Below are 17,770 nucleotides of genomic sequence, written 5' to 3' on the forward strand. Positions count from 1 at the left end.
CGGATCGGGCAGATCGGCAGGCTGAGCCGCATTCGGGGTCTGACCCCGAATGCGGCTCAGCCTGGCAGGTTTGCCTGTTTAACCGGCTTGCTCGGGGGCGGGCTCGGTGACGGCGGTTTCGCTGGCGAGGTCGGCCACTTCGGCTTGCTCGTCGGCGGGCGCGGCGGCGGCGGCCAGTGCTTGCTCGTGCTCGGCCGGGGTTTCGTCTTCCTCTTCGTAGTCGAGCTCGGCATCGGAGGCGGCCGGGGCGGTGACGATTTCCAGCAGGCGCGCTTCGACGCTAAGGTCCACTTCATCCCAGCGCAGGATGTCGAGCTTGACCTGGGCGCCGCGCGCGGCGGGCGGCATGCCGGCCAGGCGGATGATGAGCGGGATGTCGGACAGGCGCAACACTTCGTCCTTCAGCACCACCGCTTCCACCTGGCGCTGCTCCTGCTGGCCCAGCCAGCGCAGGCACCAGTAGCGCTCCATATTGCTCTGGTGGTCGTTGTAGGCGGAGTAGGCGGCGTCGAAGGCGGAGACGATGGCGAACAGGTTGGCGTCCTTGTGCTTGAACGGCGCCACGAACGGGGCGGCCACGCCCTTCTCGGCCACGGCCAGGATCTGCCACTGGTTCACCAGGTCGGTGTAGCGGCGCAGCGGCGAGGTGCTCCACGCGTACTGGTCCACGCCCAGGCCCTGGTGCGGCGCCGCGTGCGTGAGCATGCGCACCTGCATCTTGGCGGCCCAGCCGCCCACGCCCTGGCCCTGGCTGCGGTAGATGCCGGGCACGCCGTGGTCGTGCATCAGCTTGCCCCAGGTGCTGTTGGCGAAGATCATCAGCTCGGCGACGATCTTGTCCAGCGGCGCGCCGCGCTTGCGGCGGGTGACGGTCACCACGTCGTCCTCGACGTAGAAGTTGTAGTCGACGCGGTTGTTCTGCTCCGGCTTCAGGCCGAAGCCTTCGCGCTTGACCATGCGGCCCGCTTCCAGCTGCAGCGCCCATTTCCACAGCAGGCCCAGCTCGGCCTTGCGCGGGTACTCGCCCGCGCCGCTGGCCAGGGTTTCCTCGTTGACCAGGTCGTCCAGCGTGTTGTGGCGCAGGTTGTTGGCGATGGGCACCAGCTCGGCGCGGGTCTCGGTGCCGACCACGCTCCAGTCGGCCGGGTCCAGCGTGGCGTACAGCGACAGCGCCGGGCAGGTTTTGCCTTCGGCCAGCGTGAACGCTTCGACGATGGCGTCCGGCAGCATGGTGATTTTGTCGCCCGGCATGTAGACGGTGGACATGCGCGCGCGCGCCATCTTGTCGACCGCGTCGTCCGGGCGGATGCCCAGGCCGGGCGCGGCGATGTGGATGCCGACCTTGACCTTGCCGTCGGCCAGGTGGGTGACGGAGAAGGCGTCGTCGATCTCGGTGGTGGTGACGTCGTCGATCGAGAACGCTTCCACGGCGGCCAGCGGCAGGTTGGCCGGCGCGCTCGGCACCGGCACGTCCTGGAAGCCGGCGCCTTTCGGGAAGTTCTCGAACAGGAACTTGGACATGTGCAAGTCCTTCGGCGAGGCGATGCCGCCGGCGGCCAGCATCAGGCGCTGCGGGCTCTGGTGCGTGTCGTTGCAGGCCGCTTCCAGCGCCTTGTATTCGATGGTGTTCTTGTCCGGCTTGAACAGCAGCTGCCAGACGATGGGCTTCATGCTGTCGGGCAGCTTGTGGGCTTTCAGCTCTTCCACGTACTGGGCCTGGATCACGGCCTGCTGTTTTTTCTTTTCGATGCCGGCCAGCGCCGCGCGCAGCGATTGCTCGGGCGCCTTCTTGTAGCGGCCGCGGCCCTTCTTGTAGAAATAGATGGGCGCGTTGTGCAGGCCCAGGATCAGGCCGGCCGCTTCGTGCGGCAGCGGCGCATGGCCGAAGTATTCGGCGCCCAGCTCGGCAAAGCCGAACTCTTCCTCGCCGGCCACTTCCCACAGGAACTCCAGGTCGATCTCGGCGGCCACCGCCTTGGCCTGCTCCAGCAGTTCGGCCGGGGCCGGCTTTTCGTACTGCAGCAGCACGTCCTTGGCTTTGACCTTGTTGCGCTTGCCGCTCGCCATTTCAACCTGGTAGGCCTCGCCCGCGTGGGACATGATGGAGCCGACCTTGAAGTCGCCGGATTCTTCGAAAAATACGTTCATTTTTATGTGTTGTTCTCTAAAGTCGAATTTGCCGTGGCTTGCACCAGGTCCAGCACCGCGGGCATGAAGACCTCGGTGACCAGCAGCAATCCATTGTGGCGCTGGTACAAGCAGCGCCGTGCATACAATATCTGTTCGTCCTGCACGCCTGCGGCGTCGCGGCCCACTGCGGCGCGCGCGCGCCGGGCCAGCGGGTGGCTGGCGCGCAGGCGCGCGAATTCCAGTTCGCCGCGCCGCACCTGCGGGTCGCCGAACAGCGTGGAGCCGAGCGAGCGTTCGCCCAGCGCGCTGAACAGCGGCCAGTCGCCGGCGTCGGCCGAGGTCGGCACCACCGTGTGGCCGAACACCACGGGCGTATTATCACACCGCAGCAGCACCTCGCGTTCAATCACCCGGCTGGGGCGGTGCAGGCCGATGGCGGCCGCCTCGTCGGCCAGGCAGAGCGCCGGGCTCTGGTGCAGTTTCTGCACGCGGAAGGCGCGGCTGTGCGCTTTCAATTTATTCGTCAGCGAACCGCCGCCGGTGAGCCAGTGGCGCACGGCTTCCGGCGCGTTGACGGCGATCACATGGCTGTGCCAGTTCGCAAGACGCAGCGAACGGCCCTTCACCGCGGGCCGCCGGCGCTGACACCACAAAACGCCAGCACCTCATCTATATAGTCGGCGAATTCGCTGATGCCGTGGTCGCTGCCCTGGATCACGTGCTGGTGCGCGCCTTGATAGTGCGCCACCATGTCGCGGTAGTCCAGCACTTCGTCGCCGGTGGCGGCAATCAGGAAGTAGCGCTCGGGCTTGCTGATGCGCGCCACGTCCAGCGCGCGCAGCTCGTCTATATATTCAGGCTTGAACTCGAACGGTTGATCGGAGTGGTACTGGGTGGTGACGCCGACGTGCTTCTGCAAGTCCTGGCGCGGCACGATGGCCGGGTTGAGCAGCACGGCGCGGCAGCCGAGGCGCTCGGCCAGCCAGGTGGCGTAGTAGCCGCCCAGCGAGGAGCCGACCACGGTCAAGTCCTGCGCCGGCACGCCGTCCACCAGCGACAGCGCCAGTTCCATGGCCAGCCTGGGCGAGGCGGGCAGCTGCGGGCAGAGATAGCCGGCGCTGCGGCCCAGTTCGGCCATGCGCTCGCCCATCAGCCGCGCCTTCATCGATTGCGGCGAGGAGCGGAATCCGTGCAGGTACAAAATCATCGGGCCAGCGCCTCCAGCAGTTTCTGGTGCACGCCGCCGAAGCCGCCGTTGCTCATGACCACCACGTGGTCGCCCGGCCGCGCTTGCGCGACGATGGCCTGCACCATGGTGTCGAGGTCGTCGTAGGCGCTGGCCACCGCGCCCATGGGCGCGAGCGCGGCGCCCAGGCTCCAGCCGAGCGACTTTTCGCTGCCGAAGCCGAACACCAGGTCGGCCTCGGCCAGGCTGCCGGGCAAGGCGTCTTTCATGGCGCCCAGCTTCATGGTGTTGGAGCGCGGCTCGAGCACGGCCAGGATGCGTCCGGCGGCGGCGCCGGCCTTGAGCTTCTGGCGCAGGCCGCCCACGGTGGTGGCGATGGCGGTGGGATGGTGGGCGAAGTCGTCGTAGACGGTGACGTCCTTGACCACGCCGCGCACTTCCATGCGGCGCTTGACGCTTTCGAACTTCGCCAGCGACTCGGCCGCCTGCGCGATCGGCACGCCGACGTGGCGCGCGGCGGCAATGGCGGCCAGCGCGTTGCTGCGGTTGTGGCGCCCGGTCAGCTGCCACCGCACCTGGCCGGCGACGGCGCCGTTGAAGACGACGTCGAAACTGCCGTCTTCGTGCTCCTTGAGCTTCCAGTTGGCGTCGTCCAGGCCGCCGAAGCTTTCCTTCTCGCTCCAGCAGCCGCGCTTGAGCACGCGGCCCAGCGCCGCCTCGTCGGCGTTGGCGATGACGCGGCCGATGCCGGGCACGGTGCGCACCAGGTGGTGGAACTGGGTTTCGATGGCGCCCAGATCGGGGAAGATGTCGGCGTGATCGTATTCCAGGTTGTTCAGCACGGCGGTCTTGGCGTGGTAGTGCACGAACTTGCTGCGCTTGTCGAAGAAGGCGGTGTCGTATTCGTCCGCCTCGATGACGAAGAAGTCCGAGTCCACGCCGGCGCCGCCGGTCGAGCCGCTGAGGCGCGCCGAGATGCCGAAGTTCATCGGCACGCCGCCGATCAGGAAGCCGGGCGCGTAGCCGGCGTCTTCCAGGATCCAGGCCAGCATGGCCGAGGTGGTGGTCTTGCCGTGCGTGCCGGCCACGGCCAGCACCCATTTATTGCGCAGGATGTGTTCGCCCATCCACTGCGGGCCGGACACGTAGGGCAGGCTGCGGTTGAGGATTTCTTCCACCAGCGGATTGCCGCGCGAGACAACGTTGCCTATTACATACAGGTCGGGGTTGAGCGCCACCTGTTCCGGGCCGAAGCCCTGTATCAGTTCGATGCCCTGGGCTTCGAGCTGGGTGCTCATCGGCGGGTAGACGTTGGCGTCGCAGCCGGTGACGCGGTGGCCCGCCTCTTTGGCCAGCACGGCCAGGCCGCCCATGAAGGTGCCGCAAATACCTAGTATATGAATATGCATGTTGAGGGTGCTTATGAAACGAACGTCGGACAAACTGTCAGGACGGTGATTTTACCTGACGCGTGGCTTCTTCCGGTTCAGAGTATGATCTCGGACATGACGCTTCCCCCAAACGATGACATTCAGCTACTGCGCGCGCAGGTCGCGGCGGCGGCGGCGCGCCTGATTGCGGCCGACGGCGCCGACTACGCCACGGCCAAGCGCAAGGCGGCGCGCCAGGTGCTGGGCGAGCAGCACAATGCCGGCGCCAGCGTGCTGCCCGACAACAACCAGATCGAGGAAGAGGTGCGCCTGTACCACGCGCTGTTCAACGCCGACACGCAGCCGGCGCGCCTGTTCCGGCTGCGCACCGCCGCGCTGCAGGTGATGGAGGCGCTGGAGCAGTACAATCCCTTCCTCACCGGCGCTGTGCTGAACGGCACGGCCGGGCCGCACGACGATATCCACCTGCAGCTGTTTGCCGACAGCGCCAAGGAGGTGGAGATTTTCCTGCTGAATAAGAACGTCAACATCGACATCTCGGAAACGCCGCACTTCAAGGGGCCGCGCTACGAGCCGGTGGAGACGGTGAGCTTCCTGTGGCACAAGGAAGGCGTGCATGCGGCGCTGTATGAACTGGACGATATGCGCGGCGCGCTGAAGGCGCGCAGCGACGGCAGGCAGATCCGCGCGGACATCGCGGGCGTGCGGGCCTTGCTGGTATCTGACAGCCACGATATTTAATACAACTACGAAATATAATGTTTAAGAAGAACTATCTTGTATACGCGGCGATTGCTATCGCCTGCGGCGCGGCCGGCGTGTGGGCCAATCTGAACACGAACAAACCCGCGAACCAAGCCGCCAGCGGTCCCGCAGCCCAGCCCGCTGCGGCGGGCACTGCGGCAGCGGCGCCGGTGGCGGTGCTGTACCAGCAAAAGCTCAAGGACAGCAAGGGCGTGGAGCAGGCGCTGGCGCAGTGGCAGGGCAAGCCGCTGGTGGTGAATTTCTGGGCCACCTGGTGCGCGCCCTGCGTGGAGGAAATGCCGGAATTGTCGGCGCTGCAGGGCGAACAGGCCGGCAAGGGCTTGCAAATCATCGGCATCGGCATCGATAGCCCCACAAACATCGCCGAATTCGCCGACAAACACAAAATCGCCTATCCTGTGTACGTGGGCGGCATGAGCGGCACGGACTTGTCGCGCCAGCTGGGCAACGCCCATGGCGGCTTGCCGTTCACCGTGCTCATCGGCGCCGACGGCCAGGTCAAAAAGACCTACCTGGGCCGCCTGAAGTTCGATGAATTGCGTGCGGATCTTGCAAGCATGTAATAATTTCGGCAATATATTTTCACTTGCCAAGGGTCGCTGTTGGCGGCAAAATGCGAAACTTTCGCGGAAAACGGTCTGAACACATGGCAAAAAACCTCCTGCTACTGAATGGCCCCAACCTGAATTTGCTGGGGACGCGCGAGCCTGAGGTTTATGGCAGTGACACGCTGGCCGATGTGGAACGGGCGGCCCAGGCGCAGGCGCAAGCGGCCGGCGCGCAGCTGTCTTGTTTCCAGAGCAACCACGAAGGCGCGCTGATCGACCGCATCCACGCCGCGCGCGGCGAGGGCGTGGACATGATCGTCATCAACCCGGGCGGTTTGACGCACACCAGCGTGGCCCTGCGCGATGCGCTGGCCGGGGTGGCGATCCCGTTTGTGGAAGTCCATATTTCGAACATTTACCGGCGTGAGGAATTCCGCCACCATTCTTTTCTCAGCGCGGTCGCGCAAGGAACGATCTGCGGCCTGGGCATGGACGGGTATCGCTTAGCCATCGACTTTGCTCTTAAAAACCGTTAATCTACGCGATCTGCGCGCATTTATCGCGGCGCCGCCCCACAATGGCGCGCTGCCCACAATCACATAACAAAGATACACAGGGAGTCTCAGATGGATCTACGCAAGCTCAAGACGTTGATTGACTTGGTCGCTGAATCGGATATTGCCGAGCTCGAAGTGACGGAAGGCGAGAGCAAAGTACGCATCGTCAAGTCGTCCGCCATGCCGCAAAACCAGGTTGTGATGATGCAACCGCAAGGCATGCAGCCGCAGTACCAGCAGCACGCCGCGCCCGTCGCGGCCGCGCCAGTCGCCAGCGTCCCGGCTGCCCCCGCTGAGCCGACCGGCCATGTGGTCAAGTCGCCGATGGTGGGTACCTTCTACCGCTCTTCGGCGCCGGGCGCTGCCGCCTTCGTCGAAGTGGGCCAGTCCATCAAGGAAGGCGACACCCTGTGCATCATCGAAGCGATGAAGCTGCTCAACGAAATCGACGCGGACGTGTCCGGCGTTGTGACCCAGGTCCTGGTGGAAAACGGCCAACCGGTCGAGTTCGGCCAACCCCTGTTTGTGATCGGCTAAATCGGCCGCGCGGCCTGTGGACGCCTCCGCCGGCCGCCGCCCCGATCTGGTTCCGCATTCTCTCTACACCCTGGAGCAGCCGCTCCCCACAAACACAGAACCTGCCATGTTTGAAAAAATCCTCATTGCCAACCGCGGCGAAATCGCGCTGCGCATCCAGCGCGCCTGCCGAGAAATGGGCATCAAGACGGTGGTGGTCCACTCCGAAGCCGACAAGGACGCCAAGTACGTGAAGCTGGCCGACGAGTCGGTCTGCATCGGCCCGGCCGCTTCCACCCTGAGCTATCTGAACATGCCGGCCATCATCAGCGCGGCTGAAGTGACCGACGCCGAAGCGATCCACCCGGGCTACGGCTTCCTGTCGGAGAACGCCAACTTCGCCGAGCGCGTGGAGAAATCCGGCTTCGTGTTCATCGGCCCGCGCGCCGAATCGATCCGCATGATGGGCGACAAGGTGTCGGCCAAGCAGGCCATGATCAAGGCCGGCGTGCCTTGCGTGCCCGGTTCGGAAGGCGCGCTGCCGGAAGACCCGAAAGCCATCGTGCAGATCGCGCGCAAGGTGGGCTACCCGGTCATCATCAAGGCGGCCGGCGGCGGCGGCGGGCGCGGCATGCGCGTGGTGCACACCGAGGCGGCCCTGATCAACGCGGTGGCCATGACCAAGGCCGAAGCCGGCGCCGCGTTCGGCAATCCGGAAGTCTACATGGAGAAATACCTGGAAAATCCGCGCCACGTGGAGATCCAGATCCTGGCCGACGAGCACAAGAACGCCGTGTGGCTGGGCGAGCGCGACTGCTCGATGCAGCGCCGCCACCAGAAAGTGATTGAAGAAGCGCCGGCGCCGGGCATCCCGCGCAAGCTGATCGAGAAGATCGGCGACCGCTGCGCCGAAGCGTGCCGCAAGATCGGCTACCGCGGCGCGGGCACCTTCGAGTTCCTGTACGAGAACGGCGAGTTCTACTTCATCGAGATGAACACCCGCGTGCAGGTGGAGCATCCGGTGACGGAAATGATCACCGGCATCGACATCGTGCAGGAGCAGATCCGCATCGCCGCCGGCGAGAAGCTGCGCTTCCGCCAGCGCGACGTGATGCTGGCCGGCCACGCCATCGAGTGCCGCATCAACGCCGAAGACCCGTTCAAGTTCACGCCGTCGCCGGGCCGCATCACCTCCTGGCACGCGCCGGGCGGCCCTGGCGTGCGCGTCGACTCGCACTCCTACGCCGGCTACTACGTGCCGCCGCACTACGATTCGATGATCGGCAAGGTCATCACCTACGGCGCCACCCGCGAGCAGGCCATCCGCCGCATGCAGATCGCGCTGTCGGAAATGGTGGTCGAGGGCATCCAGACCAACATCCCGTTGCACCGCGAACTGATGGTGGACGCGCGCTTCATCGAAGGCGGCACCAACATCCATTACCTGGAACAGAAACTGGCAGCGATGCCCAAGGCGGACAAATGAACTACGTAGAAATCGTCATCGAGGTCGCGCGCGACCATGCCGAGGCGCTGTCGGACGCGTTGATGGAAGCGGGCGCGCTGTCGGTCTCGGTGGAAGATGCCGATGAGGGCACCGACGCCGAGAAGCCGCTGTTCGGCGAGCCGGGCATGGAGCCGGAAGAGGCGGCGTGGGACCATTCCCGCGTGGTGGCGCTGACCGGCGAGGACGCCGACCAGGCGGCCATCGTGGCCGACGCGGCCGCCGCCATCCAGCTGGCCGAGGTGCCGAAGTACACGCTGCGCGGCGTGGAGGAGCAGGACTGGGTGCGCTTGACGCAGTCGCAGTTCGATCCCATCCACATCGGCAAGAACATCTGGGTGGTGCCGAGCTGGCACGAGGCGCCGGACCCGGACGCGCTGATCCTGGAGCTGGACCCGGGCCTGGCCTTCGGCACCGGTTCGCATCCGACCACCCGCTTGTGCATGGAGTGGCTGGAAGCGCACCCGGCGCCGGGCAAGACGGTGCTGGACTACGGCTGCGGTTCGGGCATCCTGGCCATGGTGGCCAAGAAGCTGGGCGCGGGCGCGGTGGCCGGCGTGGACATCGATCCGCAGGCGATCGAGTCGGCGCGCGACAATGCGGCGCGCAACCAGGTCAGCGAGATCGAGTACTTCCTGCCGGACAGCTTCGCGGCGTCGGCGCACGCCAGTGCGCGCTTCGACATCGTGGTGGCCAACATCCTGTCGAGCCCATTGAAGCTGATGGCGCCGATGCTGTCGGGCCGCGTGGCCGAGGGCGGCGCGCTGATCCTGTCGGGCGTGCTGGCACGCCAGGCGGAGGAAGTGGCGGCCGCGTACGCGCCGTTCATCAAGCTGGGCGTCTGGGCTGAGCTGGACGGCTGGGTCGCGCTGCACGGCGTGCTTGGCAGCGATACAGCACCGCAAGCCCGCTAAGCCCTCGCCAGCACGATGGCGCTCGCCACCAAATGCCCCCACTGCAACACGATATTTCGGGTCGCCCACGACCAGCTGAAATTGCGTGGGGGCATAGTGCGCTGCGGCGCCTGCAATGAAGTTTTCGACGGCAATGCCGCGCTGGTGGATGCGGCGCTCAAGCAGCCCGCCATCATCGACCTGCCAGTGGCGCCGACTCCGGCGCCCACCTCCTCCCCCGAACTGGAAGCCCTGATCACCACGCTCGACGCGCGCGCCGCAGAAGCGGAGAACGACGCTGCGCCGGAGCTGGAGCAGGAGTTCGCGCCCGAGCCGGAACCGGAGCCTGCCGCCGACGCCGCGCCCGCGCCCGCGCCGCGCGACGACGAGGCCTTCGACCTGGACCTGGACGTCGACCTCGACGACGAGCCGCAAGCAACCTCCCCCGCCCTGTCCGCGCTGGACGGCGACGAGCCGGATGGCCGCAGCGAGCCCACGCTGGACCTGTCCCCGGACGAACACCTGACCGCCGTCGCGCTGCACGACAGTTTCGAGCTGGACGCCTACCCGGCCCGCAGCGGCGCGCCGGTGGACGACGATGAAGACATCGTCACGCTGTCCGGCGCCGCGCCCCCGGCCGCCGATGCCGGCTCCGAGGAGACCCCGGGAACGGAAGCGGATACCGAAGCGGACACCGAAACGGACACTGAATCGGATCGCCAACCGGAAGCCGAAGCGCTCCCGGTCGCCGAAGACAGCACCGCCGCCGGCAGCGGTCCTGCCACGCCCGTCTCGGCCGGCCTGGCCGATGCCGCGGACGACGACGAACCCGGCTTCGTCAAGCGCGGCCGGCGCCGCCAGCAGGTCGGCAAGGCCGCCCGCGTGGCCATGGCGCTCGGTATCCCGCTGCTGCTGGCCGCGCTGGCCGCGCAGGTGCTGGGCACCTTCCGCAACCCGCTGGCCGCCGCCGTGCCGGCGCTGAAGCCGGCGCTGGTGTCGGCCTGTGCGCTGGCTGGCTGCACGGTGGACCTGCCGGCGCAGATCGACGCGCTGAGCATCGAACAAGGCGAGCTGCAGACGCTGGCCGACAATGTATTCAGCTTCACCACCACCCTGCGCAACGGCGCGCGCAGCGCCCAGGCCTGGCCGCACATCGAGCTGATACTGAACGACGACGCCGGCAAGCCGGTGCTGCGGCGCGTGTTCGCGCCGCGCGAGTACCTGGCCAACGCGGCCAATGCAGGCAAACCGGCCGACCTTGCCAAAGGTTTCGCGCCACGCTCCGAGCAATCGGTTAAGCTGTATTTCGAGCTGGCCCAGATCAAGGCATCGGGCTATCACATCGCAGTTTTCTACCCATAAGACACTATCATGAACCAGACTTCCCTGATCTGCGGATCGCTCGCCATCGACTTCATCATGCAGCATGAAGGCCGTTTCGCCGACAGCCTGCTGGCCGACCAGCTGCACAAAGTGAACGTGTCCTTCCTGGTGCCGACCATGCGCACCGAGTTCGGCGGCTGCTCGGGCAACATCGCCTACAACCTCAAACTGCTGGGCGGCGACGGCCGCATCGTCGGCGTGATGGGCCAGGACAGCGGGCCTTACCTGGCGCGCCTGCAGAAGCTGGGCATCTCGACGGCCAACATCCTGGTCAAGGGCGACGCCTACACGGCGCAGTGCTTCGTCACCGCCGACAGCGAGAACAACCAGATCAACGCCTTCCACCCGGGCGCGATGTCGTTCGCGCACGAGAACCCGGTGGCCAACGCCGGCGCGGCGCGCGTGGCCATCATTTCGCCGGACGGCCACCTGGGCATGCTCAAGCACGCCGACGACCTGGCCGCGCTGGACATCCCCTTCATGTTCGACCCGGGCCAGCAGATGCCGATGTTTAACGGCGAGCAGCTGATCGCCTTCATCGACAAGGCCACCTACGTGACCTGCAACGACTACGAGATCGAGCTGCTGATGTCGAAGACCGGCCTGACCTTGCAGGACATCGCGGCCCGCCTGGAGGCGCTGATCGTCACGCGCGGCGAGCAGGGTTCGGAGATCTACACCGGCGGCCAGCGCATTGTCATTCCGGCCGTGACGGCCGAGGCGGTGCTGGACCCGACCGGCTGCGGCGACGCCTACCGCGCCGGCCTGCTGTACGGCATCACGCACGACTTGAACTGGGAAACCACCGGCCGCCTGGCCAGCCTGCTGGGCGCGATCAAGATCGCCCACAAGGGCGCGCAGAACCACGTGCTAACGACGGCGCAGATCGCCGACCGCTTCGAGGCGGCCTTCGGCTACCGTTACGAGTGAGATTGACGCGCCTGCGGCGCAATGAAGAAGGGGACGCCGCGGCGTCCCCTTTTTTTGTCTAGCGGCCGAACAGCATGCCCAGGACCAGCTGCGCGATCTGCAGCAGGATCAGCGCCACCAGCAGCGACAGGTCCAGGTTGCCCACCAGCGGCACTACCTTGCGCAGGGGGCGCAGCAGCGGCTCGTTGAGGGCGCGGATGAAGGGCGCCAGCGGCGCGTGCGGGTTGACCCAGCTAAAGATCGCCTCGATCACCAGCATGGCCATGAAGCCGTACAGGATCCATTGCAGGAAGCGGTGCAGCGCGGCCAGCAGCACGGTCTGCCACGGCGCGCCGACGAAGAACAGCACCGAGGTGGCCAGGAACACGATCAGGAAAGCGCCGATCAGGCTGGCCCAGTCGAAACCGCCCACCCCCGGCACCACGCGGCGCAGCGGGCGCACCAGCCAGTCCGACAGCTGGAAGGTGAATTGGGCCACCGACGAGGGTGGACGCACGCGGATGGCTTGCATCCAGAAGCGCAACAACAGGACAGCGCCAAGCAAACCGGCGATGGTGTCCACTATCAGCATAACGATACTTAGCACGGGCTCCCTCCATAAAAAAACCGCTGTGTGATTGTCTCACACAGCGGCCTCGCCTCATAAGGCTAGCGACGACTCAGCTCAGGATGGACGAGTGCTGGTCGGGAACGGCCATGCGGCCGCCGGGGTTGGCACGGTCTTGGCGGCTGGTGCGGCAGCAGGTGCTGCGGCAGCGGCGGCCGGCGCCGCAGGCTTGACGGCTTCCTTCTTAGGAGCGGCAGCTTTCGGCGCGGCCGGCTTCTTCGCTGCCGGTTTGGCGGCTACTGGAGCTGGCGCGGCCGCAGCGGCCGGCGCTGCTGCCGGAGCAGCAGCAGGAGCGGCTGCTGGCTTGGCAGCTGCCGGCTTGGCAGCTGCCTTAACGGCCTTTTTTGCTGCTGGCTTGGCGACGCCTTTCGCCGCAGGCTTGGCTGCTGCTTTAGCCGCAGGCTTGGCGGCAGGCTTGGCGGCTGCTTTAGCGGCCGGCTTGGCTGCTGGTTTGGCTGCAGCTTTAGCGGCTGGTTTAGCGGCTGGTTTAGCGGCTGGCTTGGCAGCAGCTTTGGCGGCCGGCTTGGCTGCTGGTTTAGCGGCAGCTTTTTTGGCTGCTGGCTTGGCTGCTGGTTTAGCGGCAGCTTTGGCTGCTGGTTTGGCGGCAGCTTTCTTGGCAGCCGGCTTGGCAGCAGGTTTAGCTGCGGCCTTCTTCGCTGCTGGTTTAGCGGCGGCTTTCTTGGCGGCTGGTTTGGCTGCCGGCTTAGCTGCCGGCTTCGCTGCCGGTTTAGCTGCTGCCTTCTTCGCTGCTGGTTTAGCTGCCGGTTTGGCGGCGGCTTTCTTCGCTGCTGGCTTGGCTGCTGGCTTGGCGGCGGCTTTCTTCGCTACCGGCTTGACTGCTGCTTTCGCTGCCGGCTTGGCTGCTGGCTTGGCTGCAGCTTTTTTCGCTACTGGCTTCGCTGCGGCTTTTTTCGCTACCGGCTTGGCGGCTGCTTTCTTTGCTGCTGGTTTAGCTGCCGGCTTGGCTGCTGCTTTAGCGGCTGGTTTGGCTGCCGGTTTGGCGGCGGCTTTCTTCGCTGCTGGCTTGGCGGCCGGTTTAGCGGCAGCCTTCACCGCTGGCTTGGCTGCCGGTTTGGCGGCGGCTTTCTTAGCGGCTGGTTTGGCGGCAGCGGCTGGTTTAGCCGCTGGTTTCTTTACTTCTTTCTTTGCTTTTGCTGTAGCCATTTTGGTCTCTCCTTCATCTAGAGATGAGAATTACGCACAAGATTTAAACCCGTCCGGCCCCCTGGCCAGGCGAATTATTCATCGGCGCAAACGACGGTTTGCGCTAATGAATTCGGCACCAGCTGAACTGCTGCAACTCCTCACGTTTGCAGCGCTTCAGCCCTGACGTCGTCGTTCACTTGAACGGCCGACGCACTAAATCTTGTTGCGATGTTCGCGGGTCGCGGGCGTGCGCTCAGCTCCGGTCGTCCCCATCGCAGCCACATCACGTTTTGTTTTTCGAAGAAAAAACCGCCCGACCTGAGTCGTTTTCAGGCAAGGCGGTCATCGAAAAAACGGTGCGGTCTTGTGCATACTCGTGCGTGTTCGTATCCCATTTTGTTGATCGTTTTGCGGGGCCGCGCGGCTCAAAAAACCGCACAAAAAAAATCACGCAAATTCAATCTCGTAAAGTACACGAAAACCTTGTCGGTGCGCAACCGGCACAACTCACTTTCGCACTCTTTTTTGCACGTTAGGCGCGCTATCGCACATTAGTTCGTCAAATGAAGACACTGCGCGCCGATTTTTACGCGCGTTCGGCGTCGTCGATCACGCCGATGCGCGCGCGCGAAATTGAAAATTGCGCGCGCATTTTTTCGGCGCGCGGGCAAGGAAGCCTTGTGCGCGCAGGCGCACTTTCGAGCGCGCTTTCAAGCGCACTTTCAGTGCGCGCCGAAGTGCTCGCGCACCCAGTAGCGCAACACCGTCGTGGCCGGCCGCGCCGACGCGCGCGCGCTGTACACCAGGTCGTAGCGGAAGCTCTCGAGCGACAGTTCGAACGGCTGCACCAGCACGCCGGCCGCGAGCTCTTCCTCCACCAAAGTGAGGCTGAGCAGGCCGATGCCTTGACCGGCGATGGTGGCCTGCACCGCGTGCAGTTCCTCGCTGAAGGAGACGCCGGTGTCGGCGTCGATGCCGGCCGCGCCGGCGGCGGCCAGCCACTGGCGCCACTCGACCGCGCGCTCGTCGCCGCGCACCGCGTCGCCCCACTCGAAGTGGATCAAGGTGGCGCGGCGCAGCTCGCGCATGCTGCGTATGTTGAGCAGCGGACTGCACACGGGGGCGAAGCGGTCCTCGAACAGGTGCTCGACCAGCAGGCCGGGATACAGGCCGCTACCGTAGCGGATGGCGGCGTCGGCATCGGCGTCGAGGTCCACCAGTTCGTTGGAGGCGTCCAGGCGCAAGGTCCAGTCGGGGTAGGCGTCGCGGAAGGCGCCGGCGCGGGTGGCCAGGCGGCGCGCCATGAAAGCCACCGTCGACGACAGCCGCGCCACCTGCGCACCCTGCGCGCGCACCAGCTGCTCGATGGCGCGCTCGATGCTGTCGAAGCCGTCGCGCAAGGTGGGGAACAGCTGGCGGCCGGCGGCGGTCAGCGTGACGCGGCGCGGCCCGCGCTCGAACAGCGCCACGCCGATGGCCTGCTCCAGGTGCTTGATCTGGTGGCTGACGGCGGTGGGCGTGACGTTCAGCTCCTCGGCCGCGTCCTTGAAGCTGAGGCGGCGCGCGGCCGCTTCGAACACGCGCAGCGCGCCGATGGCGGGCAGTTTTCTCATGCTGTTGATGGCTTAGTTTTTCTCATCTATCGAATGAGGAATGATCGTTTGCCGCCATGGAGCGGCGTTCGCATAATGGGCTTCGGTTTATTTTAACTCAGTCATTGAAAGGACTCGTCATGCAGATCGAACAGATCCACACCACGCCCGACCCGTACGCGCCCTACCTGCTGTCGCAGGCGATCCGCGCCGGCGGGCTGCTCTATATATCCGGCCAGGCCGGCGTGGGCGACGACGGCGCCATCGTCGGGCCCGATGATTTCGACGCGCAAGCCGCGCAGGCGTTCCGCAACCTGGAGCGGGTGCTGCTGGCCGGCGGCTCGAACTTGCGGCGCGTCATCAAGGTGACTATCTATCTGACGTCGATGCGGCACTTCGGCAAGATCGTCGAGCTGCGCCGCCAGTGGTTCGCGCCGCCCTACCCGGCCGACACCATCGTGGAAGTGGCGGCGCTGTACGCGCCGGAGGCGATGATCGAGATCGAGGCGATCGCCGCCGCCGGCTAGTTCAGCGACGGCGGGATGAAGCCCTGCCCGCCCAGCGCCTTGACCACGCCGCGCAGCAGGTAGCTTGAGGTGAAGGACAGCGAGTACTGCCGCGCGCCTTCGTGGATGGGCTGCAGCATTTTCCGATCCACCAGTTTTCTGAGCTGGCAGGTGCGCTGCGCGCCGGTGAGCGCGGGCATACTGAATCACTCGTCCGGCAGCATGTCTTCCTGGCGCCGGCGCTTGGGGATGCGCTGCTCGGGGCGCAGTGAGGCTTTATGATGCACGTGCTCGACCAGGGCCAAGGTGCTCTGCAGCACGTCGCTCATGGTGCGGGCGGCGGCGGCCATGGCCTCGACCGGCGACTGCGCCGCAGGTTGCTGTTCCAACACGCGCCGCAGCCGGGCAGCCTGGGTCCAGTTCCGCTCACCGTTCAGCCGCACCCAGACGTCGCGCCAGGCGTTCCGGCCGTGACCGGCCACCATGAGCGTCAACTGCCGTGGCGAGACCGGCATGCCCCGGTAGAGCAGCTCGTCGCCCACCACCTCGGCGACATAGTACTGCTCCTCATGGCGCATCCGGATCAAGCTCCCTGAGGGCAGGAACAACAACTTCCATTGATAGCCCCTCGCCGGCTCGGCGGCGGCGCGCTGGGCGGCGATCCAGTGCTTGATGGCCAGCCTCAGCGCCTCGGACATGCTCAGCGTGCTGCCGGACGTGCGCAGGTAGTCCCTGAGCTCGACCCGCGCGGCAGGCGGTATGCCTGCCAGATCCCTCTGCCTATCCATACTCGTTCCCCTGTCTAATCATGCCTCGTTTGGCCTATTTCTGTCTGTTGGACAGCGGGGAAAATAAAAAGTTCAAATTAGGCGAAATGAGGCAGGATTAGGCACATGGAATCGACACGTTAGGCAGAGGGGCCCGCAGGGGCCAACCCAGCGCCCATAAAAAAACCCGGCGCGGAGGCCGGGTTCTTGGGGAAGCAGAAGCGGATCAGTCCCAGTTCAGGGCGCCGCCGGTCTGGTATTCGGTCACGCGGGTTTCGAAGAAGTTGCGTTCCTTCTTCAGGTCGATCATCTCGCTCATCCATGGGAATGGATTCTCAGGCTGGTCGAACAGCGTTTCCAGGCCGATCTGGGTGGCGCGGCGGTTGGCGATGAAGCGCAGGTAGCCCTTGAACATGGCCGCGTTCAGGCCCAGCACGCCGCGCGGCATGGTGTCCTCGGCGTAGGCGTATTCCAGCTCCACGGCCTTCAGGAACAGGCCCTTGATCTCTTCCTTGAAGGCGGGCGTCCACAGCAGCGGATTTTCCATCTTGATGGTGTTGATCAGGTCGATGCCGAAATTGCAATGCATCGACTCGTCGCGCAGGATGTACTGGTACTGCTCGGCGGCGCCCATCATCTTGTTCTGGCGGCCCAGCGCCAGGATCTGGGTGAAGCCGACGTAGAAGAACAGGCCTTCCATCAGGCAGGCGAACACGATCAGCGATTTCAGCAGCTTCTGGTCGTTTTCCACGGTGCCGGTGGTGAAAGCCGGGTCGGTCAGCGTGTTGATGAACGGAATCAGGAACTCGTCCTTGTCGCGGATCGACTTCACCTCGTTGTAGGCGTTGAAGATTTCCTGCTCGTCCAGGCCCAGCGACTCCACGATGTACTGGTAGGCGTGGGTGTGGATGGCTTCCTCGAAGGCCTGGCGCAGCAGGTACTGGCGGCATTCCGGCGCCGTGATGTGGCGGTAGGTGCCCAGCACGATGTTGTTGGCGGCCAGCGAGTCGGCGGTGACGAAGAAGCCCAGGTTGCGTTTCACCAGGCGGCGCTCGTCCTCGGACAGGCCGTTCGGGTTCTTCCACAGCTCGATGTCGCGCTGCATGTTCACTTCCTGCGGCATCCAGTGGTTGGCGCAGCCGGCCAGGTATTTGTCCCAGGCCCATTTGTACTTGAACGGCACCAGCTGGTTGACGTCGGTCTGGCCGTTGATGACGCGCTTGTCGTCGGCGTTCACGCGGCGGGCGATCTGCTCGGCGGTGCCTTCGGCGTTGAGTGGTGCTTGGGGTTGCGCGGCTGGCGCAGTGTCTTCGTCCCAGGACAGCATGATATTTCCTTCTTGAATTAGC

Annotated in this window: 19 protein-coding genes; 10 read left to right on the forward strand and 9 right to left on the reverse strand. The window is 65.4% G+C overall.

The genetic code is table 11. From position 1 onward, the window contains the following. Positions 1–78: 78 nt before the first annotated feature. From AC56DV_RS05775 to mpl, 4 genes are read right to left on the reverse strand one after another with little or no spacing between them, the layout of a single operon-like run. Positions 79–2,148, reverse strand: coding sequence for a ribonuclease catalytic domain-containing protein (locus AC56DV_RS05775; protein ID WP_496313347.1), 2,070 nt, complete (start codon positions 2,146–2,148; stop codon positions 79–81). Between the two features lie 2 nt (positions 2,149–2,150). After that, positions 2,151–2,756: a chorismate--pyruvate lyase family protein gene (locus AC56DV_RS05780; protein WP_496313348.1), complete on the reverse strand. Its 606-nt coding sequence runs from the start codon at positions 2,754–2,756 to the stop codon at positions 2,151–2,153. Then, a complete protein-coding gene (locus AC56DV_RS05785) occupies positions 2,753–3,337 on the reverse strand; it encodes a YqiA/YcfP family alpha/beta fold hydrolase (RefSeq protein ID WP_496313349.1) in 585 nt (194 codons plus the stop codon). Before AC56DV_RS05785 ends, AC56DV_RS05780 begins: the two co-directional genes overlap by 4 nt. After that, positions 3,334–4,725: a UDP-N-acetylmuramate:L-alanyl-gamma-D-glutamyl-meso-diaminopimelate ligase gene (gene mpl / locus AC56DV_RS05790; RefSeq protein ID WP_496313350.1), complete on the reverse strand. Its 1,392-nt coding sequence runs from the start codon at positions 4,723–4,725 to the stop codon at positions 3,334–3,336. The genes AC56DV_RS05785 and mpl overlap by 4 nt, the downstream gene beginning before the upstream one ends. 96 nt (positions 4,726–4,821) lie before the next feature. Here mpl and AC56DV_RS05795 point away from each other — a divergent pair, with 96 nt between their 5' ends. The 8 genes from AC56DV_RS05795 (at position 4,822) to AC56DV_RS05830 (ending at position 11,803) form a co-directional block, all read left to right on the forward strand. Continuing rightward, on the forward strand, positions 4,822–5,448 hold the full coding sequence (locus AC56DV_RS05795) for a hypothetical protein (protein ID WP_496313351.1): 627 nt from the start codon (positions 4,822–4,824) through the stop codon (positions 5,446–5,448). Positions 5,449–5,465: 17 nt separating this feature from the next. After that, positions 5,466–6,035, forward strand: a complete 570-nt coding sequence (locus tag AC56DV_RS05800; protein ID WP_496313352.1) for a TlpA family protein disulfide reductase — start codon at positions 5,466–5,468, stop codon at positions 6,033–6,035. An 83-nt stretch (positions 6,036–6,118) separates the two neighbouring features. Next, positions 6,119–6,556 carry a type II 3-dehydroquinate dehydratase gene (aroQ, locus tag AC56DV_RS05805; RefSeq protein WP_496313353.1) on the forward strand — a complete coding sequence of 146 codons (438 nt, stop codon included), beginning with the start codon at positions 6,119–6,121 and terminating at the stop codon, positions 6,554–6,556. Positions 6,557–6,646: 90 nt separating this feature from the next. After that, complete coding sequence (gene accB, locus AC56DV_RS05810; RefSeq protein ID WP_057153155.1) at positions 6,647–7,114, forward strand: acetyl-CoA carboxylase biotin carboxyl carrier protein; 468 nt, start codon at positions 6,647–6,649, stop codon at positions 7,112–7,114. A gap of 106 nt (positions 7,115–7,220) precedes the next feature. Continuing rightward, positions 7,221–8,579 (forward strand): acetyl-CoA carboxylase biotin carboxylase subunit, encoded by a 1,359-nt coding sequence (gene accC / locus AC56DV_RS05815; RefSeq protein WP_496313354.1) that lies wholly within the window; start codon positions 7,221–7,223, stop codon positions 8,577–8,579. Next, on the forward strand, positions 8,576–9,511 hold the full coding sequence (gene prmA / locus AC56DV_RS05820) for a 50S ribosomal protein L11 methyltransferase (protein ID WP_496313355.1): 936 nt from the start codon (positions 8,576–8,578) through the stop codon (positions 9,509–9,511). The genes accC and prmA overlap by 4 nt, the downstream gene beginning before the upstream one ends. Positions 9,512–9,526: 15 nt before the next feature. Then, positions 9,527–10,852 (forward strand): DUF3426 domain-containing protein, encoded by a 1,326-nt coding sequence (locus tag AC56DV_RS05825; RefSeq protein WP_496313356.1) that lies wholly within the window; start codon positions 9,527–9,529, stop codon positions 10,850–10,852. A 9-nt stretch (positions 10,853–10,861) separates the two neighbouring features. Then, positions 10,862–11,803 (forward strand): carbohydrate kinase family protein, encoded by a 942-nt coding sequence (locus tag AC56DV_RS05830; RefSeq protein WP_496313357.1) that lies wholly within the window; start codon positions 10,862–10,864, stop codon positions 11,801–11,803. 58 nt (positions 11,804–11,861) lie between these two features. On the opposite strand, the gene AC56DV_RS05835 is transcribed toward AC56DV_RS05830, so the two are convergent. Further along, positions 11,862–12,374, reverse strand: a complete 513-nt coding sequence (locus tag AC56DV_RS05835; protein WP_057153149.1) for a YggT family protein — start codon at positions 12,372–12,374, stop codon at positions 11,862–11,864. A 340-nt stretch (positions 12,375–12,714) separates the two neighbouring features. Here AC56DV_RS05835 and AC56DV_RS05840 point away from each other — a divergent pair, with 340 nt between their 5' ends. Next, complete coding sequence (locus AC56DV_RS05840; RefSeq protein WP_496313358.1) at positions 12,715–13,740, forward strand: hypothetical protein; 1,026 nt, start codon at positions 12,715–12,717, stop codon at positions 13,738–13,740. A 538-nt stretch (positions 13,741–14,278) separates the two neighbouring features. Here AC56DV_RS05840 and AC56DV_RS05845 read toward each other — a convergent pair. Continuing rightward, positions 14,279–15,169, reverse strand: a complete 891-nt coding sequence (locus AC56DV_RS05845) for a LysR substrate-binding domain-containing protein (protein WP_496313359.1) — start codon at positions 15,167–15,169, stop codon at positions 14,279–14,281. Positions 15,170–15,288: 119 nt separating this feature from the next. Between AC56DV_RS05845 and AC56DV_RS05850 the strand changes: the two genes are divergently transcribed. Beyond that, entirely contained in the window at positions 15,289–15,675 is a 387-nt protein-coding gene (locus AC56DV_RS05850) for a RidA family protein (protein ID WP_496313360.1), read from the forward strand. On the opposite strand, the gene AC56DV_RS05855 is transcribed toward AC56DV_RS05850, so the two are convergent. From AC56DV_RS05855 to AC56DV_RS05865, 3 genes are all read right to left on the reverse strand, one after another. Continuing rightward, on the reverse strand, positions 15,672–15,854 hold the full coding sequence (locus AC56DV_RS05855) for a hypothetical protein (RefSeq protein WP_496313361.1): 183 nt from the start codon (positions 15,852–15,854) through the stop codon (positions 15,672–15,674). The genes AC56DV_RS05850 and AC56DV_RS05855 overlap by 4 nt on opposite strands. Before the next feature lie 6 nt (positions 15,855–15,860). Next, positions 15,861–16,442, reverse strand: a complete 582-nt coding sequence (locus AC56DV_RS05860) for a hypothetical protein (protein WP_496313362.1) — start codon at positions 16,440–16,442, stop codon at positions 15,861–15,863. Between the two features lie 205 nt (positions 16,443–16,647). Beyond that, a complete protein-coding gene (locus AC56DV_RS05865) occupies positions 16,648–17,748 on the reverse strand; it encodes a ribonucleotide-diphosphate reductase subunit beta (protein WP_200953902.1) in 1,101 nt (366 codons plus the stop codon). Positions 17,749–17,770: the final 22 nt, after the last annotated feature.

This window comes from Massilia sp. BGA-UO-ETr-WB1 (assembly GCF_059567845.1).

Excerpts from the sequence above, each read along its gene's own strand:
- AC56DV_RS05775 (WP_496313347.1), bottom strand. The coding sequence starts at position 2,148 with ATGAACGTATTTTTCGAAGAATCCGGCGACTTCAAGGTCGGCTCCATC.
- AC56DV_RS05785 (WP_496313349.1), bottom strand. The coding sequence starts at position 3,337 with ATGATTTTGTACCTGCACGGATTCCGCTCCTCGCCGCAATCGATGAAG.
- mpl (WP_496313350.1), bottom strand. The coding sequence starts at position 4,725 with ATGCATATTCATATACTAGGTATTTGCGGCACCTTCATGGGCGGCCTG.
- AC56DV_RS05795 (WP_496313351.1), top strand. The coding sequence starts at position 4,822 with ATGACGCTTCCCCCAAACGATGACATTCAGCTACTGCGCGCGCAGGTC.
- AC56DV_RS05800 (WP_496313352.1), top strand. The coding sequence starts at position 5,466 with ATGTTTAAGAAGAACTATCTTGTATACGCGGCGATTGCTATCGCCTGC.
- aroQ (WP_496313353.1), top strand. The coding sequence starts at position 6,119 with ATGGCAAAAAACCTCCTGCTACTGAATGGCCCCAACCTGAATTTGCTG.
- accB (WP_057153155.1), top strand. The coding sequence starts at position 6,647 with ATGGATCTACGCAAGCTCAAGACGTTGATTGACTTGGTCGCTGAATCG.
- accC (WP_496313354.1), top strand. The coding sequence starts at position 7,221 with ATGTTTGAAAAAATCCTCATTGCCAACCGCGGCGAAATCGCGCTGCGC.
- prmA (WP_496313355.1), top strand. The coding sequence starts at position 8,576 with ATGAACTACGTAGAAATCGTCATCGAGGTCGCGCGCGACCATGCCGAG.
- AC56DV_RS05825 (WP_496313356.1), top strand. The coding sequence starts at position 9,527 with ATGGCGCTCGCCACCAAATGCCCCCACTGCAACACGATATTTCGGGTC.
- AC56DV_RS05830 (WP_496313357.1), top strand. The coding sequence starts at position 10,862 with ATGAACCAGACTTCCCTGATCTGCGGATCGCTCGCCATCGACTTCATC.
- AC56DV_RS05835 (WP_057153149.1), bottom strand. The coding sequence starts at position 12,374 with ATGCTGATAGTGGACACCATCGCCGGTTTGCTTGGCGCTGTCCTGTTG.
- AC56DV_RS05845 (WP_496313359.1), bottom strand. The coding sequence starts at position 15,169 with ATGAGAAAACTGCCCGCCATCGGCGCGCTGCGCGTGTTCGAAGCGGCC.
- AC56DV_RS05850 (WP_496313360.1), top strand. The coding sequence starts at position 15,289 with ATGCAGATCGAACAGATCCACACCACGCCCGACCCGTACGCGCCCTAC.
- AC56DV_RS05855 (WP_496313361.1), bottom strand. The coding sequence starts at position 15,854 with ATGCCCGCGCTCACCGGCGCGCAGCGCACCTGCCAGCTCAGAAAACTG.
- AC56DV_RS05860 (WP_496313362.1), bottom strand. The coding sequence starts at position 16,442 with ATGGATAGGCAGAGGGATCTGGCAGGCATACCGCCTGCCGCGCGGGTC.
- AC56DV_RS05865 (WP_200953902.1), bottom strand. The coding sequence starts at position 17,748 with ATGCTGTCCTGGGACGAAGACACTGCGCCAGCCGCGCAACCCCAAGCA.